Annotated in this window: 22 protein-coding genes; 11 read left to right on the forward strand and 11 right to left on the reverse strand. The window is 75.7% G+C overall.

Annotated features, from left to right (window positions below; all coding sequences use genetic code 11):
* The first annotated feature begins 39 nt into the window (after positions 1-39).
* Both V1J52_RS02030 and V1J52_RS02035 read left to right on the forward strand, forming a co-directional pair.
* Entirely contained in the window at positions 40-942 is a 903-nt protein-coding gene (locus V1J52_RS02030) for a universal stress protein (RefSeq protein WP_330137759.1), read from the forward strand.
* Positions 943-1120: 178 nt separating this feature from the next.
* Positions 1121-1981, forward strand: a complete 861-nt coding sequence (locus V1J52_RS02035; RefSeq protein WP_330137760.1) for a hypothetical protein — start codon at positions 1121-1123, stop codon at positions 1979-1981.
* Between the two features lie 61 nt (positions 1982-2042).
* Here V1J52_RS02035 and V1J52_RS02040 read toward each other — a convergent pair whose 3' ends face one another.
* The 4 genes from V1J52_RS02040 to V1J52_RS02055 all read right to left on the reverse strand — a co-directional run bounded on the left by V1J52_RS02040 (position 2043) and on the right by V1J52_RS02055 (position 5724).
* Complete coding sequence (locus tag V1J52_RS02040; protein ID WP_330137761.1) at positions 2043-2903, reverse strand: Fpg/Nei family DNA glycosylase; 861 nt, start codon at positions 2901-2903, stop codon at positions 2043-2045.
* 53 nt (positions 2904-2956) lie between these two features.
* Entirely contained in the window at positions 2957-3817 is an 861-nt protein-coding gene (locus tag V1J52_RS02045) for an ABC transporter permease (RefSeq protein WP_330137762.1), read from the reverse strand.
* Positions 3814-4842, reverse strand: a complete 1029-nt coding sequence (locus V1J52_RS02050) for an ATP-binding cassette domain-containing protein (protein WP_330137763.1) — start codon at positions 4840-4842, stop codon at positions 3814-3816. The genes V1J52_RS02045 and V1J52_RS02050 overlap by 4 nt, the downstream gene beginning before the upstream one ends.
* 123 nt (positions 4843-4965) lie before the next feature.
* The gene (locus V1J52_RS02055) at positions 4966-5724 is read right to left on the reverse strand and encodes a hypothetical protein (RefSeq protein ID WP_330137764.1); all 759 of its coding nucleotides are present in this window, start codon (positions 5722-5724) and stop codon (positions 4966-4968) included.
* Between the two features lie 80 nt (positions 5725-5804).
* On the opposite strand from V1J52_RS02055, the gene V1J52_RS02060 reads away from it, so the two are divergent.
* A complete protein-coding gene (locus V1J52_RS02060; protein WP_330137765.1) occupies positions 5805-6122 on the forward strand; it encodes a hypothetical protein in 318 nt (105 codons plus the stop codon).
* Here V1J52_RS02060 and V1J52_RS02065 read toward each other — a convergent pair.
* The 4 genes from V1J52_RS02065 to V1J52_RS02080 all read right to left on the reverse strand — a co-directional run bounded on the left by V1J52_RS02065 (position 6106) and on the right by V1J52_RS02080 (position 9622).
* Entirely contained in the window at positions 6106-7158 is a 1053-nt protein-coding gene (locus V1J52_RS02065) for a potassium channel family protein (protein ID WP_330137766.1), read from the reverse strand. The genes V1J52_RS02060 and V1J52_RS02065 overlap by 17 nt on opposite strands.
* Positions 7155-8378, reverse strand: a complete 1224-nt coding sequence (locus V1J52_RS02070) for a cation:proton antiporter domain-containing protein (protein WP_330137767.1) — start codon at positions 8376-8378, stop codon at positions 7155-7157. Before V1J52_RS02070 ends, V1J52_RS02065 begins: the two co-directional genes overlap by 4 nt.
* Before the next feature lie 73 nt (positions 8379-8451).
* Positions 8452-9117: a membrane protein insertase YidC gene (yidC, locus tag V1J52_RS02075; protein ID WP_330137768.1), complete on the reverse strand. Its 666-nt coding sequence runs from the start codon at positions 9115-9117 to the stop codon at positions 8452-8454.
* 190 nt (positions 9118-9307) lie between these two features.
* Positions 9308-9622 carry a DUF6412 domain-containing protein gene (locus V1J52_RS02080; protein ID WP_330137769.1) on the reverse strand — a complete coding sequence of 105 codons (315 nt, stop codon included), beginning with the start codon at positions 9620-9622 and terminating at the stop codon, positions 9308-9310.
* A gap of 163 nt (positions 9623-9785) precedes the next feature.
* Between V1J52_RS02080 and V1J52_RS02085 the strand changes: the two genes are divergently transcribed.
* Together V1J52_RS02085 and V1J52_RS02090 are read left to right on the forward strand one after the other, a co-directional pair.
* Positions 9786-10445, forward strand: coding sequence for a DUF1707 SHOCT-like domain-containing protein (locus V1J52_RS02085; RefSeq protein WP_330137770.1), 660 nt, complete (start codon positions 9786-9788; stop codon positions 10443-10445).
* A gap of 108 nt (positions 10446-10553) precedes the next feature.
* Positions 10554-11633, forward strand: coding sequence for a DUF2332 domain-containing protein (locus V1J52_RS02090; RefSeq protein WP_330137771.1), 1080 nt, complete (start codon positions 10554-10556; stop codon positions 11631-11633).
* A gap of 60 nt (positions 11634-11693) precedes the next feature.
* Here the strand turns inward: V1J52_RS02090 and V1J52_RS02095 are convergent, their stop codons facing one another.
* Positions 11694-12881 (reverse strand): saccharopine dehydrogenase family protein, encoded by a 1188-nt coding sequence (locus tag V1J52_RS02095; RefSeq protein ID WP_330137772.1) that lies wholly within the window; start codon positions 12879-12881, stop codon positions 11694-11696.
* A 313-nt stretch (positions 12882-13194) separates the two neighbouring features.
* On the opposite strand from V1J52_RS02095, the gene V1J52_RS02100 reads away from it, so the two are divergent.
* The 4 genes from V1J52_RS02100 (at position 13195) to V1J52_RS02115 (ending at position 19101) form a co-directional block, all read left to right on the forward strand.
* The gene (locus V1J52_RS02100) at positions 13195-14400 is read left to right on the forward strand and encodes a CaiB/BaiF CoA transferase family protein (protein WP_330137773.1); all 1206 of its coding nucleotides are present in this window, start codon (positions 13195-13197) and stop codon (positions 14398-14400) included.
* 26 nt (positions 14401-14426) lie between these two features.
* A complete protein-coding gene (locus V1J52_RS02105; RefSeq protein ID WP_330137774.1) occupies positions 14427-15569 on the forward strand; it encodes an acyl-CoA dehydrogenase family protein in 1143 nt (380 codons plus the stop codon).
* 51 nt (positions 15570-15620) lie between these two features.
* Complete coding sequence (locus V1J52_RS02110; protein WP_330137775.1) at positions 15621-16835, forward strand: acetyl-CoA C-acetyltransferase; 1215 nt, start codon at positions 15621-15623, stop codon at positions 16833-16835.
* An 88-nt stretch (positions 16836-16923) separates the two neighbouring features.
* Positions 16924-19101, forward strand: a complete 2178-nt coding sequence (locus tag V1J52_RS02115) for a 3-hydroxyacyl-CoA dehydrogenase NAD-binding domain-containing protein (RefSeq protein ID WP_330137776.1) — start codon at positions 16924-16926, stop codon at positions 19099-19101.
* A 51-nt stretch (positions 19102-19152) separates the two neighbouring features.
* Here V1J52_RS02115 and V1J52_RS02120 read toward each other — a convergent pair whose 3' ends face one another.
* A complete protein-coding gene (locus V1J52_RS02120; RefSeq protein ID WP_330137777.1) occupies positions 19153-19917 on the reverse strand; it encodes a MerR family transcriptional regulator in 765 nt (254 codons plus the stop codon).
* Positions 19918-20058: 141 nt separating this feature from the next.
* On the opposite strand from V1J52_RS02120, the gene V1J52_RS02125 reads away from it, so the two are divergent.
* Positions 20059-21249 (forward strand): cytochrome P450, encoded by a 1191-nt coding sequence (locus V1J52_RS02125; protein ID WP_330137778.1) that lies wholly within the window; start codon positions 20059-20061, stop codon positions 21247-21249.
* A 3-nt stretch (positions 21250-21252) separates the two neighbouring features.
* On the forward strand, positions 21253-21468 hold the full coding sequence (locus tag V1J52_RS02130) for a ferredoxin (RefSeq protein ID WP_330137779.1): 216 nt from the start codon (positions 21253-21255) through the stop codon (positions 21466-21468).
* A gap of 57 nt (positions 21469-21525) precedes the next feature.
* Here the strand turns inward: V1J52_RS02130 and V1J52_RS02135 are convergent, their stop codons facing one another.
* On the reverse strand, positions 21526-23184 hold the full coding sequence (locus V1J52_RS02135) for an ABC-F family ATP-binding cassette domain-containing protein (RefSeq protein WP_330137780.1): 1659 nt from the start codon (positions 23182-23184) through the stop codon (positions 21526-21528).
* Between the last annotated feature and the right edge of the window lie 162 nt (positions 23185-23346).

The raw sequence follows: 23346 nt of genomic DNA on the forward strand, positions 1-23346 counted from the left end.
GACCGGCGGTGGAAGCCCCGGCGAACGGAAGGGGACGGCATGAGCGAGCTGCCGGTCATCGCGGCGGTGGACGGCTCCGAGCACAGTCTCCGCGGGCTGGAGTGGGCGCTCGACGCGGCGCGGTTGCGCGGCGCCGAGCTGCTGGTCGCGCACGTGTGGCCCTGGCCGCCGAACCTCCACGGGACGCCGGAACCACCGCCGGCCGTGCCCTCGGCGGACGAGGACCCGGTCCTGGAGGACGTACGGACGTGGCTGGCCGGCCGCGGCGACACGCCGCTGGTGCGGTTCACCACGCTGACCGGCACACCGTCGGCGACGCTGCCCGAGCTGGGCGCGCAGGCCCAGCTCCTCGTGCTGGGCTCCCGGGGCAGGGGCGGTTTCGCCAGTCTGCTGCTGGGCTCGAACGGGCGGGCCGCCGCCGCGCACGCCGGGTGCCCGGTCGTCGTCGTGCCGCACGGTGAGCGGGGGCGCGAACCGGGTTTCGGACCGGCCGGGCGCGTCGTGCTCGGGCTGGAGCCGGAGGAGACGGTGGACGACGTCGTGCGCTTCGCCTTCGACGAGGCCCTGCGGCGCGGGGCCCGTCTCCAGGTCGTCACGACCTACCCGGTGCCGTTCTCCACGCTGGCCCTGATGGGGGCCGCGCAGGTGGACCCGGGCGACCCGGAGGGGCCCCAGATCGCCCGCGAGGTGGCGCGGGCCCAGCGCGAGCGGCTGAGCCACAGCACCCGCGGCCGTTCGGACGAGGTGGACGTGGAGTGGGTGGTGGCCGCGGGGGACGCCGCCGGGCGGCTCGTGGACGCGTCCGAGTCCGCCGGCCTCGTCGTGGTGGGGCGGCACCGGCACCGCATGCGGCATCCGGGGATGTTCTTCGGTTCCGTGAGCAACGCCGTGCTGCTGCACGCGCGCTGTCCCATCGCCGTCGTGCCGCCGCCCGAACGCTGAGGCGCGCGCGGGCGCCTCAGACGGGCGGTACCGGGCCGTGACCGGGGGGCGCCCCGATTGGCCGTGCGCGAGATGCGCCGTGCCGGGAGCGGGCCTAACGTCATGGTGACGGAGCGTGGTCGTACCGTCGCGCGGGAAGCACCGCCGCGGCCGCGTCCGGAACTTCAGGAGAAGCCCCATGCGCCCCACGCGCCCGGTGCTCGCGACGCTTGCGGGCACTCTCGGTCTCATAGCCGCGTCAGCCGCCCCCGCGTTCGCTGCCGACGCCGAGGTCGCACCTCGGCGTGTCGCGCCGGGCGGCACCCTCACCCTCTCCGTCAGCTGTGATCCGCACGGCGGGAGCATCCCAGGCAGCATCCAGGCGAGTTCCCAGGCGCTGGACAAGGGGACGGTCCGGCTCGGACGCGTCACCGGGCGGCAGTCCGACGCCGCCGACGGGCCCGCCTACACCGGCACGGCGCGGGTCGCCGGTCCGGGGAAGTTCCCGGGCGGAGGACCGGAGCCTGTCGGGCGCATCTCGAAGTGGGGCGTGGACGGCACCTGTCCGGGCGGCGAGCAGTGGGCCGCGAGCTTCGAGGTGGACCGGGGCGAACCGGACGGCCCGCCCCGGGCCGCTCCGCCGGAGCAGCCCGGGGAGGAGCCGGAGCGGAAGCCGCAGTCCGCACCGGAACCGGAGCGGGAGCCGGAGCGCAAGCCGGAACCGGCGCCGGAGCGCGAACCGGAACCGGAGCGGAAGCCGGAGTCCGCGGAACATCCCGCGGAACCGGCGCCGGAGCACCGGCCGGACACGGAGCCCGGGCACCAGGAGGAGCACGGGCCGGCCCACCGGCCGGAGCCGCACCAGCCGGAGCCGCACCAGGCGCCGCACGAGGGCGCCCGCGGTCCGGCGTCCGGTCCGCAGGGACCGGTGCGCACCGGGGTGGGCGGCGCGTTCGGCGGTACGGACACCGCGGCGCTCGCCGGGGGCAGCGCACTGCTGCTGGCCACGGTCTGCGGCGCGGTGTACTGGAGGCGCCGCACCGCTCGCGGGCGGCCCTGAGGCCGTCGGAGCGCTCCCCCGGGGACAGCCGTCCCCGGGGGAGCGCCCGCTGCCGGGGGCGTCACTTCAGCAGGCGGGAGAGGCGGCGGTCGGCGAGGACCCTGCCGGACGTCTGGCAGTGCGGGCAGTACTGGAGCGAGGAGTCCGCGAAGGAGACCTCCCGGATGGTGTCGCCGCACACGGGGCACGGTTCGCCGGTGCGGCCGTGCACCCGCAGGCCGAGCCGCTTTCCGGCCTTCAGGTCGCCCGCCGCCAGGCCGCGGGCCCGCTCCACCGCAGAGCGCAGGGTGCTGTCCAGAGCCTGGTACAGGACCGTGCTCTCCTCCTCGGTGAGGTCCCCGGCGAGCCGGTAGGGGGACAGCCGCGCGGCGTGCAGGATCTCGTCCGAGTACGCGTTGCCGATGCCCGCGATGACGCTCTGGTCCCGCAGCACGCCCTTGACCCGGTGCCGGTTGCCGCGCAGGAGGCCCCGGAAGACCTCCTGCGTGAACGCCCCGTCGAGCGGGTCGGGGCCGAGGCGGGCGACGCCGGGGACGTCGGCGGCGTCCCGGACGCAGTACACGGCCAGCCGCTTGCGGGTGCCGGCCTCCGTCAGGTCGAAACCGCCGCCGCCCGCCAGTTCGAGCCGCAGCGCCAGCGGACCGCGGCCCGGGCGCGGAGGCGCCTCGGGCAGGGCGTCGCGCCAGCGCAGCCAGCCCGCGCGGGCCAGGTGGACCACCAGGTGCAGCGGCCCCGCCGCCAGGTCGAGGAACTTGCCGTGCCGGGTCACGCCGGTGAACGCCGCGCCCTCCAGCGCGGTCGGCGGCGGGTCGAACGTCTTGAGGACGTGGACGGCCACCGGGCGGACCTTCGCCACGGTCCGCCCGGTGAGGCGCTCGGCCAGGAAGTCGGCCAGGGCCGCGACCTCCGGGAGTTCGGGCATGCGTCCAGTGTCCCGCGGTCGCACCGACCCGGCACGCCCGGCGGCCGGGCCCGCTACTTGCGGTTGTACAGCCGCATCGTCACGGTGCCGAAGACGACGACGAGGACGGCGCCCCAGCCCAGCGTCCACGCGATCTCCCGAGTCGGCCAGCCGCCGTCCATCAGCCCGCGCACGGCGGACGTCAGGTGGGTGATGGGGCTGTTGTTGACGAACGCCTGGAGCCAGCCGGGCATGGTCGAGGGGTTCACGAAGATGTTGCTGAGGAAGGTGGCGGGGAAGAGCACCATCATGCTGACGCCCATCACCGACTTCTCCGTGCGCAGCAGCAGCCCGAACATCGTCCACACCCACGAGAAGCAGAAGGAGAACGTGATCAGCAGGGCGACGCCCGCGAGTACGCCGGTGACGCCGCCGGCGGGCCGGAAACCCATGATCAGGCCCACCGTCAGCATCACCACGGAGGCGATCGAGTAGCGCAGCATGTCGCCGAGCAGGTAGCCGACCATCGGAGCGGGCCGCCATATCGGCAGGGTGCGGAACCGGTCGAAGACGCCCTTGTCGATGTCGATGTTGACGGCGACGCCGGTGTACATGGTGATCATCACGATGCTCATGACGAGGATGCCGGGCAGCACGAACTGGAGGTAGTCCGTCGTCGACCCGGCCAGCGCGCCCCCGAAGAGGTACGTGTACATCAGCACCATCATGATGGGGAACGCCGTCACGTCGAACAGCTGCTCCGGCACGTGCTTGATCTTCAGCACGGCGCGCCAGCCGAAGGCGGTGGACGCGCTCCAGCCGCTCGGCCTCGGCGGCCGCGCGCCGCCGGCCAGCAGCGCGGTCAGGCTGTCGGCGGCGACCGGGGCCAGCTCCTCGTCCCGGGCGTTGGTCCTGGCGGGTGCGGTGGTGCTCATGCCGCGGCCTCCTCGGGCTGCTGCTCGGTGGCGGGACGGTCGGTGAGGGCGAGGAAGACCTCGTCCAGGCTCGGCTGGCCCAGGGAGAAGTGGTCGACGGTGATGCCGCTGCGGGACAGCTCCGCCAGGGCGCGCGCGGCGTGCTCCGCGGCACCCTGCTCGCCGTCGCCGACCCGGGCGGTCAGCGCCACCGGGTCCGCGTCGAGCTGCGCCTCGACCTGGAGGCTGCGGGCCAGCACCTCGGCCGCCGCCGCCCGCTGGTCGGCGGAGCGCAGCCGCAGGTGGACGGAGCCGGCGCCCACGGACGCCTTCAGCTCCCCCTTGGTGCCCTCGGCGATGACCCGGCCGTGGTCGATGACGGCGATGCGGGCGGCGAGCTGGTCGGCCTCGTCCAGGTACTGCGTGGTCAGCAGGACGGTGGTGCCCTGCGCGACGACGGCGCGGACGATCTCCCACACCTGGTTGCGGCTGCGCGGGTCCAGACCCGTGGTGGGTTCGTCCAGGAAGAGGAGGTCGGGGGTGCTCAGGATGCTCGCCGCGATGTCGATGCGGCGCCGCATGCCGCCGGAGTAGTTCTTCACCTGGCGGCCCGCCGCGTCCGACAGCCCGAAGGCCGCCAGGAGCTGTTCGGAGCGCTCCCGCGCCGCGCGCTTTCCGTGCCCCAGCAGCCGGCCGAGCAGGACGAGGTTCTCCGTGCCCGTCAGGTCCTCGTCGACGGAGGCGTACTGCCCGGTGAGGCTGACCCGGCTGCGGACGGCGTCGGCCTCGCGCAGCACGTCGTGCCCGAAGACGCGGGCCTCGCCGCCGTCCGGCCGCAGCAGCGTGGCCAGCATCCGGACCGTCGTCGTCTTGCCCGCCCCGTTCGGGCCGAGCACGCCGTAGACGGTGCCGGCGGGCACCGTCAGGTCGATGCCGTCCACGGCCCGGGTGTCGCCGAAGACCTTCACCAGGCCGGACGTCTCGATCGCGGGGACACCCGGATCACCGCGCCGCGCGGGACGGTCCGCTGGGTTCTGCGCTGTCATGGTGGGGCTCACTTCCTGGAGGACGATTCCCGTGTCGCTGTACGGACGGTCCTCCCCGGCGTTTCTCATCGCTTCCGGCCGCCCGGATTCCCGCGCGCCCCCGGCGAGCCCGGAAGACCTGGCTCAGGAGCGCAGCCGCGCGACGGTGTGCAGCAGGGCCTGCGCCAGCGCGAGCCGTCCGTCCAGGTGCTCCGCCTGCCAGGCGTAGTCGGCGCGCGCGTGCCGGAACCGCAGCGCGGCCCGCGCCGAGCCGGCGCGCCGCCAGACGGTGCGGCGCGGGGTGCCCCACACGACCAGTTCGCTCACCTCGCCCAGCGTCACCAGGGTGACCAGCAGCGAGACGCCCGCGCACACGCACCACAGCGGGAGGAGCACCAGGAAGCACAGCCAGCCCGCCACCGTGCCCTGGTGGCCCACCAGCCATTCTCCTCCTGCCGTCTCGACACGCCACCGGATGCGCCGGCTCCACCGGGCCCGGTCCCGGCGGACGCGGCCGACCGGCCGCCCGCCGGCGTCCAGCACGGCGAAGGCGCGCGGGCCGGGGCCGGGCTCCTCGGGGCGCACGGTGCAGCGCAGCACGCCGTCGCCGCCGAGGACCGCGAGCACCGGGTGGTCGGCGTGCCGGGCGGCCAGCGCACGGGCGCGCTCCTCGACGTCCCGCACCGTGACGGGCCCCGACGCGCGCCGCGTCCCGGGCGCGTCCCCGGCGGCCGGGACGTCCCCGGGTGCGCCGCCCCCGGGGACGTCACCGTCCCCGGCGTCCCGCAGCGGGGTGACGCGGGCGAGCGCGTGCGCCGCGCGGTGCTCCCCGGCGGGCAGGACCAGCCATCCCGCCTCCGGTCCGACGCCGTCCTCCTGGACGGTGAACACCGACGCCGTCATCCCGCGACTCCCCTCGGTCCGCGCCCCGGAGGAGCCGGGGCGTGCACATGACCGTAGGGCAAAGCATTACCCTCCACACCATGACGGCACTCGGCGAGAACGACACGACGACACCCCCGTCCCCCGGGCCCGGCCGCCGCCTGACGCCCCGCCAGGCCCGGCTGGTGCGCGGCACGGCCGCCGCCGCGGTCATGGCCGGGGTGGCCGTCGTCATGGCCGTACGGTTCGCCGCCGAGCCCTCCCTGGTGACCCTCGGCCTGTACGGCGTCGCGCTGATCCTGTCCGGCACGGCGATCGTGCTCAGCCGCCGGGGCCGTACGAAGGTGGCCACCGCCGTGCTCGGCTGCGGGCTGGCGGCGGCCGTGCTCGCCGAGCCGCTGTTCAGCGCCCTCGCGTAACCGCGTCCGGGCGGTCCGCGCCCTCCTCGCCCCCGTCCTCGGGGCGCTCCCAGCCGTCGCTGTGCAGGTATCCCCGCACCTCGCGCCGGACGCGGGCGTGCTCACGCACCGCCTCGGCGTACGCGTCCTCGCCGGCCACCGGGACCCCGGCGTCCCGCAGCCGCCGGAGCGGTGTCACGGGCTGCGGCCGCTCGGCTGCGGCGAAGAACCGGATCCGCAGCGTCCGCAGCACCTCGCCCAGGGCGGACCGCAGGGGGCCGGTGGCCGCCGGGTCGGCCCGGGAGGAGCGCGCCACCCCCGCGCACAGCAGCAGCAGGGCGTCGTCCAGCGCGTCGACGGCGCAGGCGGGCGCCTTGCGCGGCGCGGGGGAGTGGAAGAAGTGGACGACCGGGAAGGCCATGTGCTGCTCACCCATCCGCAGCAGCGGCGCGGTCAGGGACACCAGGTGCTGGTTGAACATCGGGGTGAAGCCGTCGTCCGTCCAGCCGCCCGTGACGATCTCCGCGCCGTCCGCGCCGAGCGCGTGGACCTGCTGCGCGAACTCCCGCTTGTGCACGACGGCCTGCACGACCTGGAGGAAGTAGGTGATCGCCAGCGTCACCACGAACAGCCCGGAGAGCGTGGCGACGACCGTCGCGCCCTGCGCCCACGCCGTCCCGGGCACGTAGTCGCCGATGCCGAGGGTGAAGAGCGTGTAGCCGGTGAAGTACGCGCGCGACCACGCGTCGGCGGGTACGGCGGTGGTGGAGGAGACGACGGCGGCCCCGTCCGCGCCGAAGAAGCACCACCACCCCGCCCACAGCAGCGTCGTCCACAGGGCGAAGGTGGCCAGCAGGGTGCAGGTGCCGCTCCACTGGAGCACCTTTCCGCTGCCGCCCCGGCGCCGGTGCGCGGTGACCATCGTCTTCCAGACGGCGTCGGCCAGCCGGCCGGTCAGCGGTCCCGCGCCCTTGACCAGGGACAGGGTGGTCACGACGGCGTCCACGAGCGCCACCAGGACCAGGAGGCAGCCGGTGACCAGCAGCGGCACGTTCACCCGTGCGCCTCCTTCTCGCGCTCGGCGGCCTTGCGGTACCACACGCGTCCGGCGGAGGAGGACACGCCGTGCGCGAGGGTGCTGGCGGCGACGGCGAGCGTCCCGGCGGCCAGCACCACCGGGTCCGCCCCGAGCCGGTGCGCCTCCATGGTCAGGTACAGCAGGGCCGACACGCCGACCGGTCCGAACCAGCCCAGGAACACCGCGTCCCGCCAGCGCAGCGCCAGGGGGCGTTTGAGGAGCAGCAGCACCGGCAGCCGGCGCAGGAGGAGAACGCCCAGCACGAAGAGCACGGCGCCAGGTCCCAGCTCGCGCCACTGGGTCCACGGCAGCATCGCGCCGAGCACCACGAACAGCGGCAGCACGACGAAGCGGTTGACCGCCTCGTCGACCTTGTTCTCGTCCATCCGCTCACCGGCGGGGCTGGTCGCGTTGAAGACCAGGCCGCTGACGAAGACCGCCAGCACCCCGTCGGCGTGGAGCAGCCCGGCCACACCCAGCGTGAACAGGGCGAGGAGGAGCGTGAACACCAGCAGCGGACCGGATTCCATGGAGCCGGTGTCCTCGCCCCGGCGCACGGCCCGGCCGGCGGCCCAGCCGAGCAGGGCGCCCACGGCCAGCGCGCCGAAGACCTGCCACAGGGACTCGCCGAGCGCCTCCGCTCCCGACATCGGCCCGGCGACCGCCAAAGCGACGAGGACCAGCGGCAGGGCCAGCCCGTCGTTGCTCCCCGACTCCAGCGACAGCACCTGCCTGGTGCGCGCCGGGATGGAGCGCTCGGCGGGGCCGCCGGTGACGACGCTGGAGGCCAGCACCGGGTCGGTGGGGCACAGCGCCGCACCCAGCAGGGCCGCCGTGCCGAGGCCGACGCCCAGGAACGCCGCCGAGACGCCGGCCGTGCACAGCGCCATGACGGGCATCGCCACGGCCAGGAGCAGCAGCACGGGTTTCAGCCGGGTGCGGGCCGTGCGGAACGGGTAGCGCAGCGCCACGGCCATGACGGACACGGCCAGCAGGACCCGGGAGATCTCGTGCACCTCCCGGTGGCCCTCCACCACGGTGGGCAGGTCGATCACGCCCAGCACCGCCGGTCCGATCAGCACGCCCACCGCCAGCGCCACCAGCGGCCCCGACAGCGGCAACCGCGGGATGAACGCGGAGAAGGCCGCCACCAGGAGCGCCAGCGCGCCCACCGTCGTCAGGAAGATGTCCACGAACATGCCACGGCCGGTACCCGGTGTGCCCGCATCTATGTGGGGCCGGCCGGACGGCACCGGCCGCGTCCGGCCGCCGCTACAGCAGCAGGGTCCGCTCGGCGGCCGTCCACGCCGTCGTCGTGGCCAGGTAGAGCCCGGCGGCCAGCGGCACCACGGCGGCCGTGACGAGGGTGCCGAACGACAGCAGCGGCAGCACCCGCAGCATGCGGTCCTCCGCCCCCGTCATCCGGCGCCGGGCGCACAGCGCCGTCCACGCCGCGGCGGCGCCGACGACGGCGAACAGCGCCAGGTAGACCAGGCCCTGCGGGCCGAGGGGCCCGCCCGCATCCAGCGCGTCCGTCCAGCGTCCGCCCAGCGCGGCGCCGAACAGCGTCTCGTCCAGCAGGCCGCTCTCCGGGCGGGTGAACACCTGGTACATCAGCAGGAAGACGGGCAGTTGGAGCAGCGTCGGCAGGCACCCGGCCAGGGGGGAGGTGCCCGACCGCGCGTGCAGGTCGAGCATGGAGCGTTGCAGGCGCCCGGGATCGCCGCGGTGGCGCCGCCGCAGCTCGGCGATCTGCGGAGCGAGCGCGGCGCGGGCCCGCTCGCCCCGGGCGGCGGCACGGGCGAGCGGGTGCAGCGCGAGCCGTACGGCGAGGGTGCACGCGACGATGGCGGCGGCGGTGGCGGAGGCGCCGAACAGCGGGTGCAGCAGTTCGGCGAGGCGCGCCAACTGCGCGCCGAGCAGGGTGAAGACGGACATGGCGGAACCTTCGGGCTCGTCGGGCCTGTGCGGGATGGCGGGGGCACGACGGACCGTGCGGGGCGGGGACCGCGCGTCTCCGGGACCCGGGCGCGCGAGGGCGCGGAGGCGCGCGGGGCGCGTGGGACCCGGGGGACGCGGGCGATGTGGCGCGGGCGCCGGCCTCACACGGCCGTCGCAGGCACCGGCCTCACACGGCCGTCGTGGGCCGCCGTCCCGGTGCCCGCGGCCGGGGCCGCCCGGCGGCGTCGGGATCGCGCTGGGTGAGGAAGGCCGTGCGCAGGGCCCGGTCGCGCAGCGCGGTGCGCACCCGTCCGGCCAGGGGCGGCGGGGCGTGCGGCGCCGCGAGGGCCACGCACAGCACCAGCACCGCGGCGCACGCGGCGGCGGCCACCGGGACGGCGCCGCCCGCCGGAGTGAGGAACAGGTCCGTGAGGAGGACGAGGACGGCGAGCGCCGCGCCGAGCCGGACCACACGCGCGCGTCGCGCCGGTGCCTCCCGCATCGCGGCCTCCCCCGTCCCGTTCCCCGGCCGGTGCCCGTCCGCCGGGCCCGTCCGCGGACCCGAGCGTAACCCGGCACCGGGCGCGTTGTCGTGGGTGCCCGCCGGGCTCCGGGCGGCGGGCGGCGGCTGGGCACCGGGTGGGGGTACTGCGTAGTCTGCCGCCATGAGCGAGAAGTTGCCCGAGCTGCGGGCCTCCGACGCGGAACGCGACCAGGTGGCCGAGGTGCTGCGCGAGGCGCTGGCCGAAGGGCGGCTGGACACCGACGAGTTCGGGCAGCGCCTGGAAGCCGTCTACGCGGCGCGGACGCGCGGCGAGCTGGCACCGCTCGTGCGGGACCTGCCCGGCGGTACCGAGCCCGCGCGGCGGGAGACGGAGGCGCCCGCCCGGCGCTGGTCGGGACGCTTCGGCGGCACCCCCACCTCACGCGGCGGGCTGGCGCTCATGGGCGCCTTCGTGCGCAAGGGGCCCTGGGTCGCGCCCCGCACCTTCACAGCGGTGGCGTTCTGGGGCGGCGGCGAGATCGACCTGCGTGACGCCTCCTTCGAGGACCGCGAGGTCGTCATCCGCGCCCACGCGGTCATGGGCGGCGTCCACATCATCGTGCCGCACGACGCGGAGGTCCTGGTCGGCGGTCTCGGCGTGATGGGCGGCTTCGACCACGACGCGACGGGGGCCGGGGTGCCCGGGGCGCCGCGCATCACCGTCACCGGGTTCGCCTTCTGGGGCGGCGTCACGGTCGAGCGGAAACCGCGCGAGGGGACGGCGGACGACGACGGGTCCGGGTCCTGCGGTCACCGCCACGGCCCGCACGGACGGCACTGAGGCCCCGGCCGCCCCCACGCCCCGGCCCGGCCCCCGCCCGGCCTCGTGCGGCCCGCCGGTCCCGCCGGGCCGGGCAGCGCGGCACCGCCCACCGCACCGGAAGGCACGATGACCCGAGAACACGCCGCGGCCATGGTCGCCCACCAGGGCGCGGCCTGCGCGGAGCTGGGCTCGCCCCTGTACGCCGCCCTGCTGGCCCGCGCCGCCGCGGACATCCGGGCGGGCGGGCCCTGCGCGGACGCCGTCGCCGGGCACGAGGACGCCCCCGGCCCGTACGCGCTGGGCCTGCGGCTGGCGGGCGGTGTCCACGCGCTGGTCCTCAGCGGGCGCGCCCCCGCGCTGGCCCGGTGCTACCCGAGCGCGGGGGGCACCTTCGACCCGTCCCGCCCCCAGGAGGCGTGGCGGGCGTTCGCGGACACCGTGGCCGCCGAACTGCCCTTCGTCCGCGCGTGGCTGACCCGTCCGCCGCAGACGAACGAGGTCGGACGGGCCGGGCTGCTCGTGGCCGGGATGCTGTGGGCGCTGGACCGGGCGCCGCTGCCCGTGCGCCTCTTCGAGGTCGGCGCGAGCGCCGGGCTCAACCTGCGGGCCGACCACTTCCGCTGCACCGGCGAGGGCTTCGCCTCCGGGCCGCGGGACTCCGCCGTCCGGCTGGCGAACGTCTGGCGCGGAACGCCGCCCCGCTGGCTGACCGGTGCCGCCGCCCGGCACCCCGGACCGGCCGTCGTGGAGCGGCGCGGCTGCGACGTGGACCCGGTGGACCCCGCCTCCCCCGCGGGCGCGCTCGCCCTGCGGGCCTACCTCTGGCCGGACCAGGAGGCCCGGCACGCCCGTCTCGCCGGAGCGCTGCGGCTGGCCGCCCGGGTACCGGCCGAGGTCACCGCCGCCGGTGCGGCCGACTTCCTGGCCGGGCTCAGCCTGGAGGAGGGCACGCTCACCGTCGTGTGGCACTCGGTGATGCGCCAGTACGTCCCGGCTCCGGAGTGGGCGCGGGCCGAGGCGGAACTGGAACGGCTGGCCGCCTCCGCCACGCCCCGGCGGGCGTTCGTCCACCTCGCCTTCGAACCGTGCCGGGCCGGCCGGGAGCGGCCCTTCCGGCTCACCGCCCGCTTCGGCGGCGGCGAGCCGGTGGTGCTGGCCGACGCCGCGCCGCACGGACTGCCCGCCTACGCGCCCGCTCCCGCGTGAACGTGCCGCCGCCTGCGCCCGGGGCGCCGTGCCCGCGGCACGGTGTCTACGGCGCGGTGCCTACGGCGCCGGGGCGGTGCCGTGGTGGGTGGTGCGGAAGGTGAGCCCCGCACGGACCAGGCGGGCGGTCAGCGCGTCGCCCATGGCGGCGGCCGGGGTGGTCTGGCCGCAGACCCGCGGCAGCGTGTCGAAGGCCAGGCACAGCGCCGACTCGGCGAGCATCTTCGCCGTCTCGTCGTACCCCGGGTCGCCGCCGCTGACCTCGGTGGCGATCCGGCGGCCGCCGCCCTCGCCGAGGAAGCGGACGGAGAACGTGCTGCGCGCCCGCCGTTCCTCGCTCGGGCCCTCGCCCGGTGCCAGCCGGGCGGACAGGGCGCGGCGGGCGGGCGGGACCTGGGCCAGGGCGATCAGCCCGGCCAGGCCCGCCGCACCGCCGAGCGCCACCGGCAGCCGCCGCACCGCCGCGGCGTGCCGGTAGCGGAAGTCGGGCCCGTAGCGGTCCAGCGCGGCGGCCGAACGCCCCACGACCTGCGGGTCGATGCTGGCCAGCGGCAGGGCCCACGCGTCCAGCAGCGGCACGCGGCGCAGGCCGCCCGCCCCGGTGACGATCCGGCGGTGCGCGGGCCGTGGCTCGGCGGCCCGGCGGCGGCGGGCGGCCTCGAGGGTCTGCGGGCCGCGGGAGAACGCCTCCAGGGCGGAGGCCAGCGTGCCGCCGGAGAAGGTGGCGTTGGCGCGCACGTAGCCGTCGATCCGCAGCGGCACCCCCTCGGGCAGCCGCGCGACGGTGTAGAGGACGCCCAGGTCGTGCGGCACCGAGTCGAAGCCGCAGCAGTGCACGAGCCGGGCCCCCGACCGCCGGGCCCGCTCGTGGTGCCTCAGGTACATCGTGTCGACGAACTCGGGTTCGCCCGCGAGGTCGAGGTAGTCGGTCCCCTGCTCGGCGCAGGCGGCGACGAGCGGTTCGCCGTGGCGGGCGTAGGGGCCGACGGTGGTGAGGACCACCCGGCCCGAGGCGGCCAGCCGCCGCATCGAGGCGGCGTCGTCCACGTCGGCCTCCAGCAGCGGCAGTTCCGCGCAGTCCGGGCGCAGCGCCGCCAGTTCCGCGCGCACGCGCTCCAGCCTGTCCCGGCTGCGGCCGGCCAGCGCCCACCGGCACCCCGCCGGGGCGTGCCGGGCCAGGTACCGGGCGGTGAGGCGGCCGGTGAAGCCGGTCGCGCCGAAGAGGACGAGGTCGTGGTCCGGGGCCATGCTGCTCCTTCGCCGTGGATCGCGGGTCGTGCGGTGCGCGGGTGCGGCGCGCGGTGCGGGCCTGCCCGGACGGTCGCCGGCGGTCCGCGTCCGCGGCGGCCGTACGGGCGCCGCGGACGGTGATCCACCGACGGTACGGGACGCGGTGCGCACGCCGCGCCGACGGGACGCCGCCGGATGCCGCCGGGCGCCGCCCGCCCGCCGCCGTGGCGTACCCGCCGGTAATCCGTGCGGGCGAGGGCTTGTGGAACACGGTCGGCCTTCTTAGCATCATCGGTGTTACATCAGTTGTGTCATACGGCTGGGGGCCTCGATGACGGCGGAGGGCGGCGGGCACGGCCCGATCGCGGGGGTGCGCGTGGTGGAGCTGGCCGGTATCGGCCCCGGCCCCTTCGCCACGATGCTGCTGGGCGATCTCGGGGCGGACGTCGTGCGGGTGGACCGGCCCGGCGGCGCGGACCTCGGCATCGACCCGGCGAAGGACGTCACCGGCCGCAACAAGCGCTCGGTGCTGGTGGACCTCAAGTCCGCCGACGGCCCCGCCGCCGTCCTGGAACTGGCCGCCCGCGCCGACGTCCTGGTCGAGGGCTACCGGCCCGGCGTCGCCGAACGGCTCGGCGTGGGACCGGCTGAGTGCCTGGCCCGCAACCCGGCGCTCGTCTATGGGCGGATGACGGGGTGGGGCCAGGACGGGCCGCAGGCCGCCCGCGCCGGTCACGACATCGGCTACGCCGCCGTCACCGGGGCACTCGGCCTGGCCGGGCCGCGCGGCGGGCCGCCGTACCCGGTGGCCAACCTCCTGGGCGACTACGCGGGCGGCTCCCTCTACCTCGTCACCGGCGTGCTCGCCGCCCTGCACCACGCGAAGGCGCACGGCGCGGGGCAGGTCGTGGACGCGGCCGTCGTGGACGGCACCAGCCATCTGACGGCCATGATCCACGGCATGCTGGCGGCGGGCGTCTGGCACGACGAGCGCGGCGTCAACCTGCTGGACGGCGGTGCCCCGTTCTACGGCGTCTACGCCACCTCCGACGGCGGACACATGGCCGTCGGCGCGCTGGAGGAGCGGTTCTACGCCGAGTTCGTCCGGCTCCTCGGGCTCGACCCGCGGGATGCCGACCGCGGGGACGCCACCGGCTGGGACGCCCTGCGCGACGCCGTCGCCGCCCGCTTCCGCACCCGCACCCGTGACGCGTGGACGGCCGTCTTCGCCGGGTCGGACGCCTGCGTGGCACCGGTGCTCTCGCTCCGGGAGGCGCCCGGCCACCCGCACCTCGCCGCCCGCGGCACCTTCACCGAGCACTCCGGCGTCGTCCAGCCCGCCCCCGCGCCCCGCTTCTCCGCGACCCCCGGCGCGGTCCGCCGCGGCCCCGCGCTCCCCGGCACCGGCGCCGCCTCGGTGGCCGCCGACTGGGGTCTTCCCGCGGCGCTGTTCGCCGCGCCGGGGCCGCAGCGGGGCGCGGGGGAGCCGCAGCGGCCGGCCGGTCCAGCCGGACCCGGCCGGCACGACGGCAGGTGACCTCCCCCGACCACGGCAGGAGCAGCATGCAGCGCGAGATCTACACCGAGGACCACGAGGCGTTCCGCCAAACGGTGCGGACGTTCCTGGCCAGGGAGGTCACCCCGCACTACGCGCGGTGGGAGCGCGAGGGCATCGTCAGCCGCGACGCCTGGCGGGCGGCGGGCCGCCAGGGGCTGCTGGGCCTGGCCGTGCCCGAAAGGCACGGCGGCGGCGGGGAGCCCGACTTCCGCTACAGCGCCGTGCTGACCGAGGAGTTCGCCCGCGCGGGCGTCCCCGGGCTCGCCGTCGGCCTGCACAACGACATCATCGGCCCCTACCTGTTCACCCTCGGCACGCCGGAGCAGAAGCGACGCTGGCTGCCCGGCTTCTGCTCCGGGGAGCTGATCACGGCCATCGCCATGACCGAGCCCGGCGCGGGCTCCGACCTCCAGGGCATCCGCACCACCGCCGAGGACCGGGGCGACCACTGGGTGCTGAACGGCTCCAAGACGTTCGTCTCCAACGGCATCCTCGCCGACCTGGTCGTCGTCGTGGCCGCGACGGCACCCGGGGGCGGCGCCCGGGGGCTCAGCCTGCTCGTCGTCGAACGCGGCATGGAGGGGTTCGAACGGGGCCGCAACCTCGACAAGATCGGCCAGAAGGCGCAGGACACCGCCGAGCTGTTCTTCCACGACGTCCGCGTGCCCAGGGAGAATCTCCTCGGGGAGCTGAACGGGGCGTTCGCGCACCTGATGACGCACCTGGCGCAGGAGCGGATGGCCATCGCCGTCGCCGCCATCGCCACCGCCGAGCACCTGCTCGAACTCACCACGCGCCACGTGAAGGAGCGCGAGGCGTTCGGCAGGCCGCTCGCCAGGCTCCAGCACGTCCGGTTCGAGATCGCCGAGATGGCCACCGAGTGCGCCGTCACCCGGTCCTTCCTGGACCGCTGCATCACCGAGCACACGGCGGGGCAACTGGACGCCGTCCACGCCTCCATGGCGAAGTGGTGGGCGACCGAACTCCAGAAGCGGACCGCCGACCGCTGCCTGCAACTGCACGGCGGGTACGGCTACATGGCCGAGTACCCCGTTGCCCGCGCCTACACCGACGGCCGTGTCCAGACGATCTACGGCGGCACCACCGAGATCATGAAGGAGATCATCGGCCGTTCCCTGCTCGGCTGACCGGCGTCCCGGTCCGCGACCCCGACCCAGCCCACCGAAAGGCTGCCCACCGTGAGCACCGAAGCGTACCTCTACGACGCCGTCCGCACCCCGCGCGGCCGGGGCAAGGCCGACGGCGCCCTGCACGGCACCAAACCCATCGACCTCGTCGTGGGCCTCATCCACGAGATCACCTCCCGCTTCCCCGGCCTCGACCCGGCCGCCGTGGACGACGTCGTCCTCGGGGTCGTGAGCCCGCACAGCGACCAGGGCTCGGACATCGCCAAGATCGCCGCCATCGCCGCCGGACTGCCCGACACCGTCGCCGGGCTCCAGGAGAACCGCTTCTGCGCCTCCGGCCTGGAAGCCGTCAACCTGGCCGCCGCCAAGATCCGGTCCGGCTGGGAGGACCTTGTGCTGGCGGGCGGTGTGGAGTCCATGTCCCGCGTACCGCTCGGCAGCGACGGCGGCGCCTGGGCCATGGACCCGATGACCAGCTTCGAGACGGGCTTCGTCCCGCAGGGCATCGGCGCCGACCTCATCGCCACCATTGAGGGCTTCACCCGCCGCGACGTGGACGAGTACGCGGCCCTGTCCCAGGAGCGGGCCGCCCACGCGTGGAAGGAGGGCCGCTTCGCCCGCTCCGTCGTCCCCGTCCGCGACCGCAGCGGCCTGACGGTCCTCGACCGCGACGAGCACATCCGCCCCGGCACCACCGCCGACTCGCTGGCGAAGCTGAAGCCGTCCTTCGAGACCATCGGAGACCTCGGCGGCTTCGACGCGGTGGCCCTCCAGAAGTACCACTGGGTCGAGCGCATCGACCACGTGCACCACGCGGGCAACTCCTCCGGCATCGTGGACGGCGCCGCGCTGGTCGCCGTCGGCAGCGGGGAGACCGGCCGCCGCTACGGGCTCACCCCCAGGGCGCGGATCGTCTCGGCCGCCGTCTCGGGCGCCGACCCCACCATCATGCTCACCGGCCCCGCGCCCGCGGCGCGCAAGGCGCTGGCCAAGGCCGGGCTCACCATCGGCGACATCGACCTGGTCGAGATCAACGAGGCGTTCGCCGCCGTCGTGCTGCGCTTCGCGCGGGACATGGGCCTGGACCTGGACCGGGTCAACGTCAACGGCGGGGCCATCGCCATGGGCCACCCGCTGGGCGCCACCGGCGCGATGATCCTCGGCACCCTGCTGGACGAGCTGGAGCGGCGCGACGAGCGGCTCGGGCTGGCCACCCTGTGCGTCGGCGGCGGCATGGGCATCGCCACCGTCATCGAACGCCTCTGAGCCGCCCCGCGCCCAGGGGGCCGACCAGGCCCCCGCGGGCCGCGCCCGCCCGTCCGGCACCCGACCCTTCCCCTGGAGACCGCACGCCATGCCCGAACCCACCGCGATCCGCTGGGACCGCGACGCCGACGACGTCGTCACCCTCACCCTGGATGACCCCGACCAGTCCGCCAACACCATGAACGCGGCCTTCACCGCCTCGCTGTCGGCCGCCGTGGACCGGCTGGAGGCCGAACGGGACACCCTGCGCGGCGTCATCGTGACCTCGGCCAAGAAGACCTTCTTCGCGGGCGGCGACCTTCGCCTGCTCATCCGGGCCACCCCCGAGGACGCCCAGGACGTCCACGACAGGAGCCTGCACGTCAAGCGCGAGCTGCGGCGCCTGGAGACGCTCGGCAAGCCCGTCGTGGCCGCCATCAACGGCGCGGCCCTCGGCGGCGGGCTGGAGATCGCGCTCGCCTGCCAGCACCGCGTCGCCCTGGACGCCCCCGGTTCCCGCATCGGCCTGCCGGAGTCCACCCTCGGCCTGCTGCCCGGCGGGGGCGGCGTCGTGCGCACCGTCCGGCTGCTGGGCATCGCGGACGCCCTGCTGAACGTCCTCCTCCAGGGCCAGCAGTACCGGCCGGCCGACGCCCTGGCCAAGGGGCTCGTCCACGAGGTCGTCGGCAGCCGCGAGGAACTGCTCGCCCGGGCGCGGGCCTTCATCGACGCCCACCCCGAGTCCCGCCAGCCCTGGGACGCCGACGGCTACCGGATTCCCGGCGGCACGCCCGCGCACCCGAAGTTCGCGGCCAACCTGCCCGCCTTCCCCGCCGGCCTGAAGAAACAGACGGGCGGCGCCCCCTACCCGGCCCAGCGCAACATCCTGGCCGCCGCCGTGGAGGGCTCCCAGGTCGACTTCACGACCGCCGAGCGCATCGAGGCCCGCTACTTCACCGAGCTGGTCACCGGCCCCGTCGCGAAGAACATGATCCAGGCGTTCTTCTTCGACCTCCAGGCCGTCAACGCCGGCGCCAGCCGCCCCGGAGGCCTGCCCGTGCGCGAGGTGGCCAAGGTGGCCGTCCTGGGCGCCGGGATGATGGGCGCGGGCATCGCCTACGCCTGCGCCAGGTCCGGCATCGAGGTGGTGCTCAAGGACGTCACCGCCGAGGCCGCCGAGAAGGGCAAGGCGTACTCGGCCGCCCTGCTGGACAAGGCGCTCGCCCGGGGCCGCACCACGCCCGGCAGGCGGGACGCGCTGCTGGCCCGCATCACCGCCACCGCCGACGCCGCCGACGTCGCGGGCTGCGACGCGGTGATCGAGGCGGTGTTCGAGGACACCGCGCTCAAGCAGAAGGTGTTCCAGGAGGCCGAGGGCGTGCTCGCCCCCGACGCGCTGCTGTGCTCCAACACCTCCACCCTGCCCATCACGACGCTCGCCGAAGGCGTGCGGCGCGGCGAGGACTTCGTCGGGCTGCACTTCTTCTCGCCCGTCGACAGGATGCCGCTCGTGGAGATCGTGCGCGGCCGGGCGACGAGCGACGAGGCGCTGGCCCGCGCCTTCGACCTCGTCCGGCAGATCGGCAAGACGCCCATCGTCGTCCGCGACGCCCGGGGCTTCTTCACCTCCCGCGTCATCGGGCAGTTCCTCAGCGAGGGCGTGGCGCTGGTCGGCGAGGGCGTCCCGCCCGCCTCCGTCGAGCAGGCCGCCGCGCAGGCCGGGTACCCCGCCAAGGTGCTCGCCCTCATGGACGAGCTGACGCTCACTCTGCCGCGCCGCATCCGCGAGGAGACCCGCGCCGCGATGGAGGCCGAGGGGCGCACCTGGCCCGAGCACCCGGCCGAGCGCGTCATCGACCGCATGGTGGACGAGTTCGGCCGCCCCGGGCGCAGCGGCGGCGCCGGCTTCTACGAGTACGAGGACGGCCGCCGCACCCGCCTGTGGCCGGGCCTGCGCGAGCACTTCGGCAGCCCCGCCGGCGGCGGGGCCGACGTCCCGTTCGAGGACATGAAGGAGCGCATGCTCTTCTCCGAGGCGCTGGACACCGTGCGCTGCATGGAGGAGGGCGTCCTCACCACCGTCGCGGACGCCAACATCGGCTCCCTCATGGGCATCGGCTTCCCGCCGTGGACCGGCGGCGCGCTCCAGTACATCAACGGCTACTCGGGCGGGCTGCCCGGTTTCACGGCGCGCGCCCGCGAGCTCCGGGAGCGCTACGGCGACCGGTTCGCGCCGCCCGCGCTGCTGCGGGAGAAGGCGGAGAAGGGCGAGCGGTTCACCGACTGAGGCGCCCGGCCGCCGGCGGGGCCGCGCCCCGTGGACGGCGACCGTCCGTTTTCAGCCCCGTTCGTCCGGGGCCAGCCGCGGGGCGCGCTCGCCCGGGAACGCGTCCCGCAGCTCCTCCTTCAGCGAGCGCTGGAACGCGGTGAGCAGCGCCTGCACCACCATGGGCTGCATGTGCGCCGACAGGGACTTCATCCGCTCCACCTGGTCCGGGCCGGGCTCCGTCGCGCGGTAGGGCGCCCAGACCTCGTCCCGGAAGAGGTGGCTCAGCTCCCTGGCCACCTCCCGGGCGTGGTCGAGCACGACCGTGCGGGCCGCCAGGATCGACTCCAGCGAGACGGGCACGTCCAGCAGCCGCACCCCCAGCGGCAGGAGCCCGGGGTCCACCCGGAAGAGGGCCGGGTCCGCGGTGCGCTCCAGCACGCTCATCGCGGCCAGCCTGTCCACGTCCGCCTCCCGCAGCGCCCTCCCGCAGCGCCGCTCCAGCTGCTCACGGGTGACCTCGTCGGCGGTGTCGGGCATCCAGGAGGCGACCAGGGCGCGGTGGATGGCCAGGTCGTGTTCGCTCAGCTCCTTCGGCAGGCGCTGCACGTAGCGCTCGATGGCCGACAGCGTCATGCCCTGGCTCTGCAACTCCTCGATCAGCGCCAGCCGCGAGAGGTGGTCGGGCCCGTAGCGGCCCACGCGGCGCGGCCCGATCCGCGGGGGCGGCAGCAGCCCGCGCGTGCTGTAGAAGCGGACGGTGCGCACCGTGACGCCCGCGCGGGCGGCCAGCTCGTCCACGGTCAGCGCGGCGGCGCTCTCCTCCTGCTGGGACATCGGCGGCTGCCTTCCTCCGGGCCGGTGCGCGTGCCGGAACAGTATCGCTGTCTCACCAGAAGTGTGAAAGCCCGTGAGCGGGCCCGCCGACGGCTGGATCGCCCTGTTTGCGGCACACCGTCGTCTTGCTATACACGGAGGGTGACTACCTCATCCGCTGAGCCCCTCGCCTATCCGTTCAACACCACCGGCGGCATAGCGCTCGACGCGGCGTACGCCACGGCCCGCGAGCTGCCCGGCATGATCCGGGTACAGCTGCCGCACGGGGAGCCCGCCTGGCTGGCCACCCGGTACGCCGATGCCCGGCTCGTCCTCGGCGACCGCCGCTTCAGCCGGGCGATGGCCGCCGACCACGACGCGCCACGGCTGACGGCGGGCCGCGAGGAGAGCGGCATCCTCAGCATGGACCCGCCCGAGCACACCCGGCTGCGGACCCTGGTGGCCCAGGCGTTCACCGTCCGCCGCGTGGAACGCCTGCGCCCCCGTGTGCGGGAGCTGGCCGAGGAGTACCTCGCCGGCCTCGTCGCCCAGGGCCAGCCCGCCGACCTCGTCGAGAACTTCGCGCTGCCCCTGCCGGTGGCCGTCATCTGCGAACTGCTGGGCGTCCCCGTCTCCGACCGCGGCCGCTTCCGGGCCTGGAGCGACGGCGTGCTGTCCACCAGCTCGCTCACCCGGGAGGAGTTCGCGGACAACCAGGAGCAACTGCGCGCCTACATGCGGGACCTCATCGGCCAGCACCGGGCCCGGCCCGCCGACGACCTCATGACGGCCCTCATCGAGGCACGGGACGAGCGCGACCGGCTGACCGAGGAGGAACTGGTCGACCTGTGCGTGGCCGTCCTGGTCGCCGGGCACGAGACGACGGCCACGCAGATCCCCAACTTCGTCCACGTCCTGCTGGAGCACCCCGAGCGGTGGGCACAGCTGACGGCCGACCCGGCGCTCGTCCCGGCCGCCGTCGAGGAGCTGATGCGCTTCGTGCCGCTGGGCGCCGGGGCCGACTTCCCCCGCTACGCGCGCGAGGACGTCGAGGTCGGCGGCGTCCTCGTCCGCGCGGGCGAGCCGGTCCTCGTGGCCATCGGCGCCGCCAACCGGGACGCGCTGCGGTTCACCGACCCCGAGCAGCTCCGGTTCGACCGGGGCACCAACCAGCACCTCGGCTTCGGCCACGGCGTCCACCACTGCCTCGGCGCGCCGCTGGCCCGCGTGGAACTCCAGGAGGCCCTGACGGTGCTCACCGCCCGCCTGCCCGGTCTGCGCCTGGCGGGGGACATCACCTGGAAGACCGAACTGCTCGTGCGCGGCCCGCGCACCATGCCGGTGGGGTGGTGAGGCGTGGTCTGGCGGATCGAGATCGACGGCCGCGCGTGCACCGCGTCCGGCATGTGCGCCGCGCTCGCCCCCGGGCGCTTCGCCCTGGAGGGCAGCCACGCCGAGGTGCTGCCCGGGCCGGTCGAGGCGGACGACGTCCTGCTGGACGCCGCCGACTCCTGCCCCGCCTCGGCGATCACCGTCCTTGAGGCCGGCGTCCCCATCGCGCCCCGGGGGTGACGCCCCGCCGGGGAGGCTCCCGGCCGCCGCGGCGGCCGGGAGCCTCCCCGCACAACCTCACCCCCGGCCGGGCGGCTCCAGCGTCACGGGGTCGGCCTGCGCCAGCTCGCCGTCCAGCAGCAGCCAGCGGGTGATGCCCAGCGAACGCAGGAACGGCACGTCGTGCCCGGCCACGAGCAGCGCGCCCTCGTAGGACTCCAGCGCCTCGGCGAGCTGCTCGACGGAGGCGAGGTCGAGGTTGTTGGTCGGCTCGTCCAGCAGCAGGAGCTGCGGAGCGGGCTCGGCCAGCAGCAGCGCGGCGAGCGTCGCGCGGAACCGCTCCCCGCCGGAGAGCGTGCCGACGAGCTGGTCGGCCCGCCGGCCCCGGAACAGGAACCGGGCGAGCTGCGCGCGGACGCGGTTGTCCCCGGCGCCCGGGGCCAGCCGCGCCACGTTCGCCGCGACCGACAGCGACTCGTCCAGCAGGTCCAGCCGCTGCGGCAGCGCCCGCAGCGGGACGTGCGCCCGCACCGTCCCCGACACCGGGGGCAGCTCGCCCGCAACGGTGCGCAGCAGGGTCGACTTCCCCGCCCCGTTGCGTCCGATCAGCGCGATCCGCTCGGGACCGTGCACGTCGAACGCCCCCCGGGCGCCGCAGCGCAGCTCCGCGTCCCGCACGGTGAGCACCTGCCGCCCGTGCGGCACCCGCGTGCGGGGCAGGTCCACGCGGATGCGCTGCTCGGCGCGCACCTGCTCCTCGGCCTCCGCGAGCCGCTCCCGGGCGCCCTCCACGCGCTGCTCGTGCAGGATGCGGTGCTTGCCCGCGGAGACCTGCGCGGTGCGTTTGCGCATCTGCATCACGATGCGCGGCTCCCGCTTGCTGGCGTACATCTTCTGCGCGTAGCGCGCCCGCGAGGCCAGCTTGTCCCTGGCCTCGGCCAGCTCGCGCCGCTGCCGCCGCAGGTCCGACTCGGCGGCCCGCACCTGGCGCTCGGCGGCGGCCCGCTCACCGGCCACCGCCTCCTGGTAGGCGGAGAAGCCGCCGCCGTACAGGCGCACGGCGCCCTCGTGCAGATCGGCGATCCGGTCGACACGCTCCAGCAGCTCCCGGTCGTGGCTGACCGCGACGAGCACGCCCCGCCAGGACTGGACCGCCGCGTACAGCCGCTCGCGGGCGGCCAGGTCCAGGTTGTTGGTGGGCTCGTCCAGCAGCAGGACGTCCGGGCGGCTCAGCAGCAGCGCCGCCAGCCGCAGCAGCACGCACTCACCGCCGGAGACCTCGCCCACCGTGCGGTCCAGGCCGACGCCCGTCAGGCCGAGGCCGTCCAGGGTGGCACGGGCGCGCTCCTCGACGTCCCAGTCGTCGCCGACGGCGGTGAAGTGCTCCTCGCGCGCGTCGCCCGCCTCGATGGCGTGCAGCGCCGCCCGGACGCCGGCGATGCCCAGCGCCTCGTCGACCCGCTGACCCGTGGCCAGGGTGACGTCCTGCGGCAGGTACCCGACGTCACCGGACACCCGCAGCGCACCGCCCTGGGGCGCGAGTTCGCCGGCGAGGAGCCTCAGCAGCGTGGACTTGCCGCTCCCGTTGCGGCCGATGAGCCCGGTGCGGCCCGCGCCGATGGCGACGTCGAGACCGTCGAACAGCGCGGTGCCGTCCGGCCAGGCGAAGACGAGTCCGTCGGCGGCGACCGACAGCCGGCCGGCGGGGGAGGGGGAAGAGGAAGGATGATGGGCCATGGGGGCCTCCTGTTGCCGTGCGAAGGACGGGTGGGCAACACGGGAAGACACCTGGCCCCGGCATCGGGCAGGGGAAGGAGCACGGGAGCACGAGGCGGCTCGCTTCCGAGGTCACAGCCGTGGCACGACGCGGGACGCGTTGCGGAGCACACGGTGTCTTCT

It is taken from the genome of Streptomyces solitudinis (assembly GCF_036323765.1).
In the GTDB taxonomy this organism is placed as follows: Bacteria; Actinomycetota; Actinomycetes; order Streptomycetales; family Streptomycetaceae; genus Streptomyces.

Excerpts from the sequence above, each read along its gene's own strand:
- V1J52_RS02030 (WP_330137759.1), top strand. The coding sequence starts at position 40 with ATGAGCGAGCTGCCGGTCATCGCGGCGGTGGACGGCTCCGAGCACAGT.
- V1J52_RS02035 (WP_330137760.1), top strand. The coding sequence starts at position 1,121 with ATGCGCCCCACGCGCCCGGTGCTCGCGACGCTTGCGGGCACTCTCGGT.
- V1J52_RS02040 (WP_330137761.1), bottom strand. The coding sequence starts at position 2,903 with ATGCCCGAACTCCCGGAGGTCGCGGCCCTGGCCGACTTCCTGGCCGAG.
- V1J52_RS02045 (WP_330137762.1), bottom strand. The coding sequence starts at position 3,817 with ATGAGCACCACCGCACCCGCCAGGACCAACGCCCGGGACGAGGAGCTG.
- V1J52_RS02050 (WP_330137763.1), bottom strand. The coding sequence starts at position 4,842 with ATGACAGCGCAGAACCCAGCGGACCGTCCCGCGCGGCGCGGTGATCCG.
- V1J52_RS02055 (WP_330137764.1), bottom strand. The coding sequence starts at position 5,724 with ATGACGGCGTCGGTGTTCACCGTCCAGGAGGACGGCGTCGGACCGGAG.
- V1J52_RS02060 (WP_330137765.1), top strand. The coding sequence starts at position 5,805 with ATGACGGCACTCGGCGAGAACGACACGACGACACCCCCGTCCCCCGGG.
- V1J52_RS02070 (WP_330137767.1), bottom strand. The coding sequence starts at position 8,378 with ATGTTCGTGGACATCTTCCTGACGACGGTGGGCGCGCTGGCGCTCCTG.
- yidC (WP_330137768.1), bottom strand. The coding sequence starts at position 9,117 with ATGTCCGTCTTCACCCTGCTCGGCGCGCAGTTGGCGCGCCTCGCCGAA.
- V1J52_RS02080 (WP_330137769.1), bottom strand. The coding sequence starts at position 9,622 with ATGCGGGAGGCACCGGCGCGACGCGCGCGTGTGGTCCGGCTCGGCGCG.
- V1J52_RS02085 (WP_330137770.1), top strand. The coding sequence starts at position 9,786 with ATGAGCGAGAAGTTGCCCGAGCTGCGGGCCTCCGACGCGGAACGCGAC.
- V1J52_RS02090 (WP_330137771.1), top strand. The coding sequence starts at position 10,554 with ATGACCCGAGAACACGCCGCGGCCATGGTCGCCCACCAGGGCGCGGCC.
- V1J52_RS02095 (WP_330137772.1), bottom strand. The coding sequence starts at position 12,881 with ATGGCCCCGGACCACGACCTCGTCCTCTTCGGCGCGACCGGCTTCACC.
- V1J52_RS02100 (WP_330137773.1), top strand. The coding sequence starts at position 13,195 with ATGACGGCGGAGGGCGGCGGGCACGGCCCGATCGCGGGGGTGCGCGTG.
- V1J52_RS02105 (WP_330137774.1), top strand. The coding sequence starts at position 14,427 with ATGCAGCGCGAGATCTACACCGAGGACCACGAGGCGTTCCGCCAAACG.
- V1J52_RS02115 (WP_330137776.1), top strand. The coding sequence starts at position 16,924 with ATGCCCGAACCCACCGCGATCCGCTGGGACCGCGACGCCGACGACGTC.
- V1J52_RS02120 (WP_330137777.1), bottom strand. The coding sequence starts at position 19,917 with ATGTCCCAGCAGGAGGAGAGCGCCGCCGCGCTGACCGTGGACGAGCTG.
- V1J52_RS02135 (WP_330137780.1), bottom strand. The coding sequence starts at position 23,184 with ATGGCCCATCATCCTTCCTCTTCCCCCTCCCCCGCCGGCCGGCTGTCG.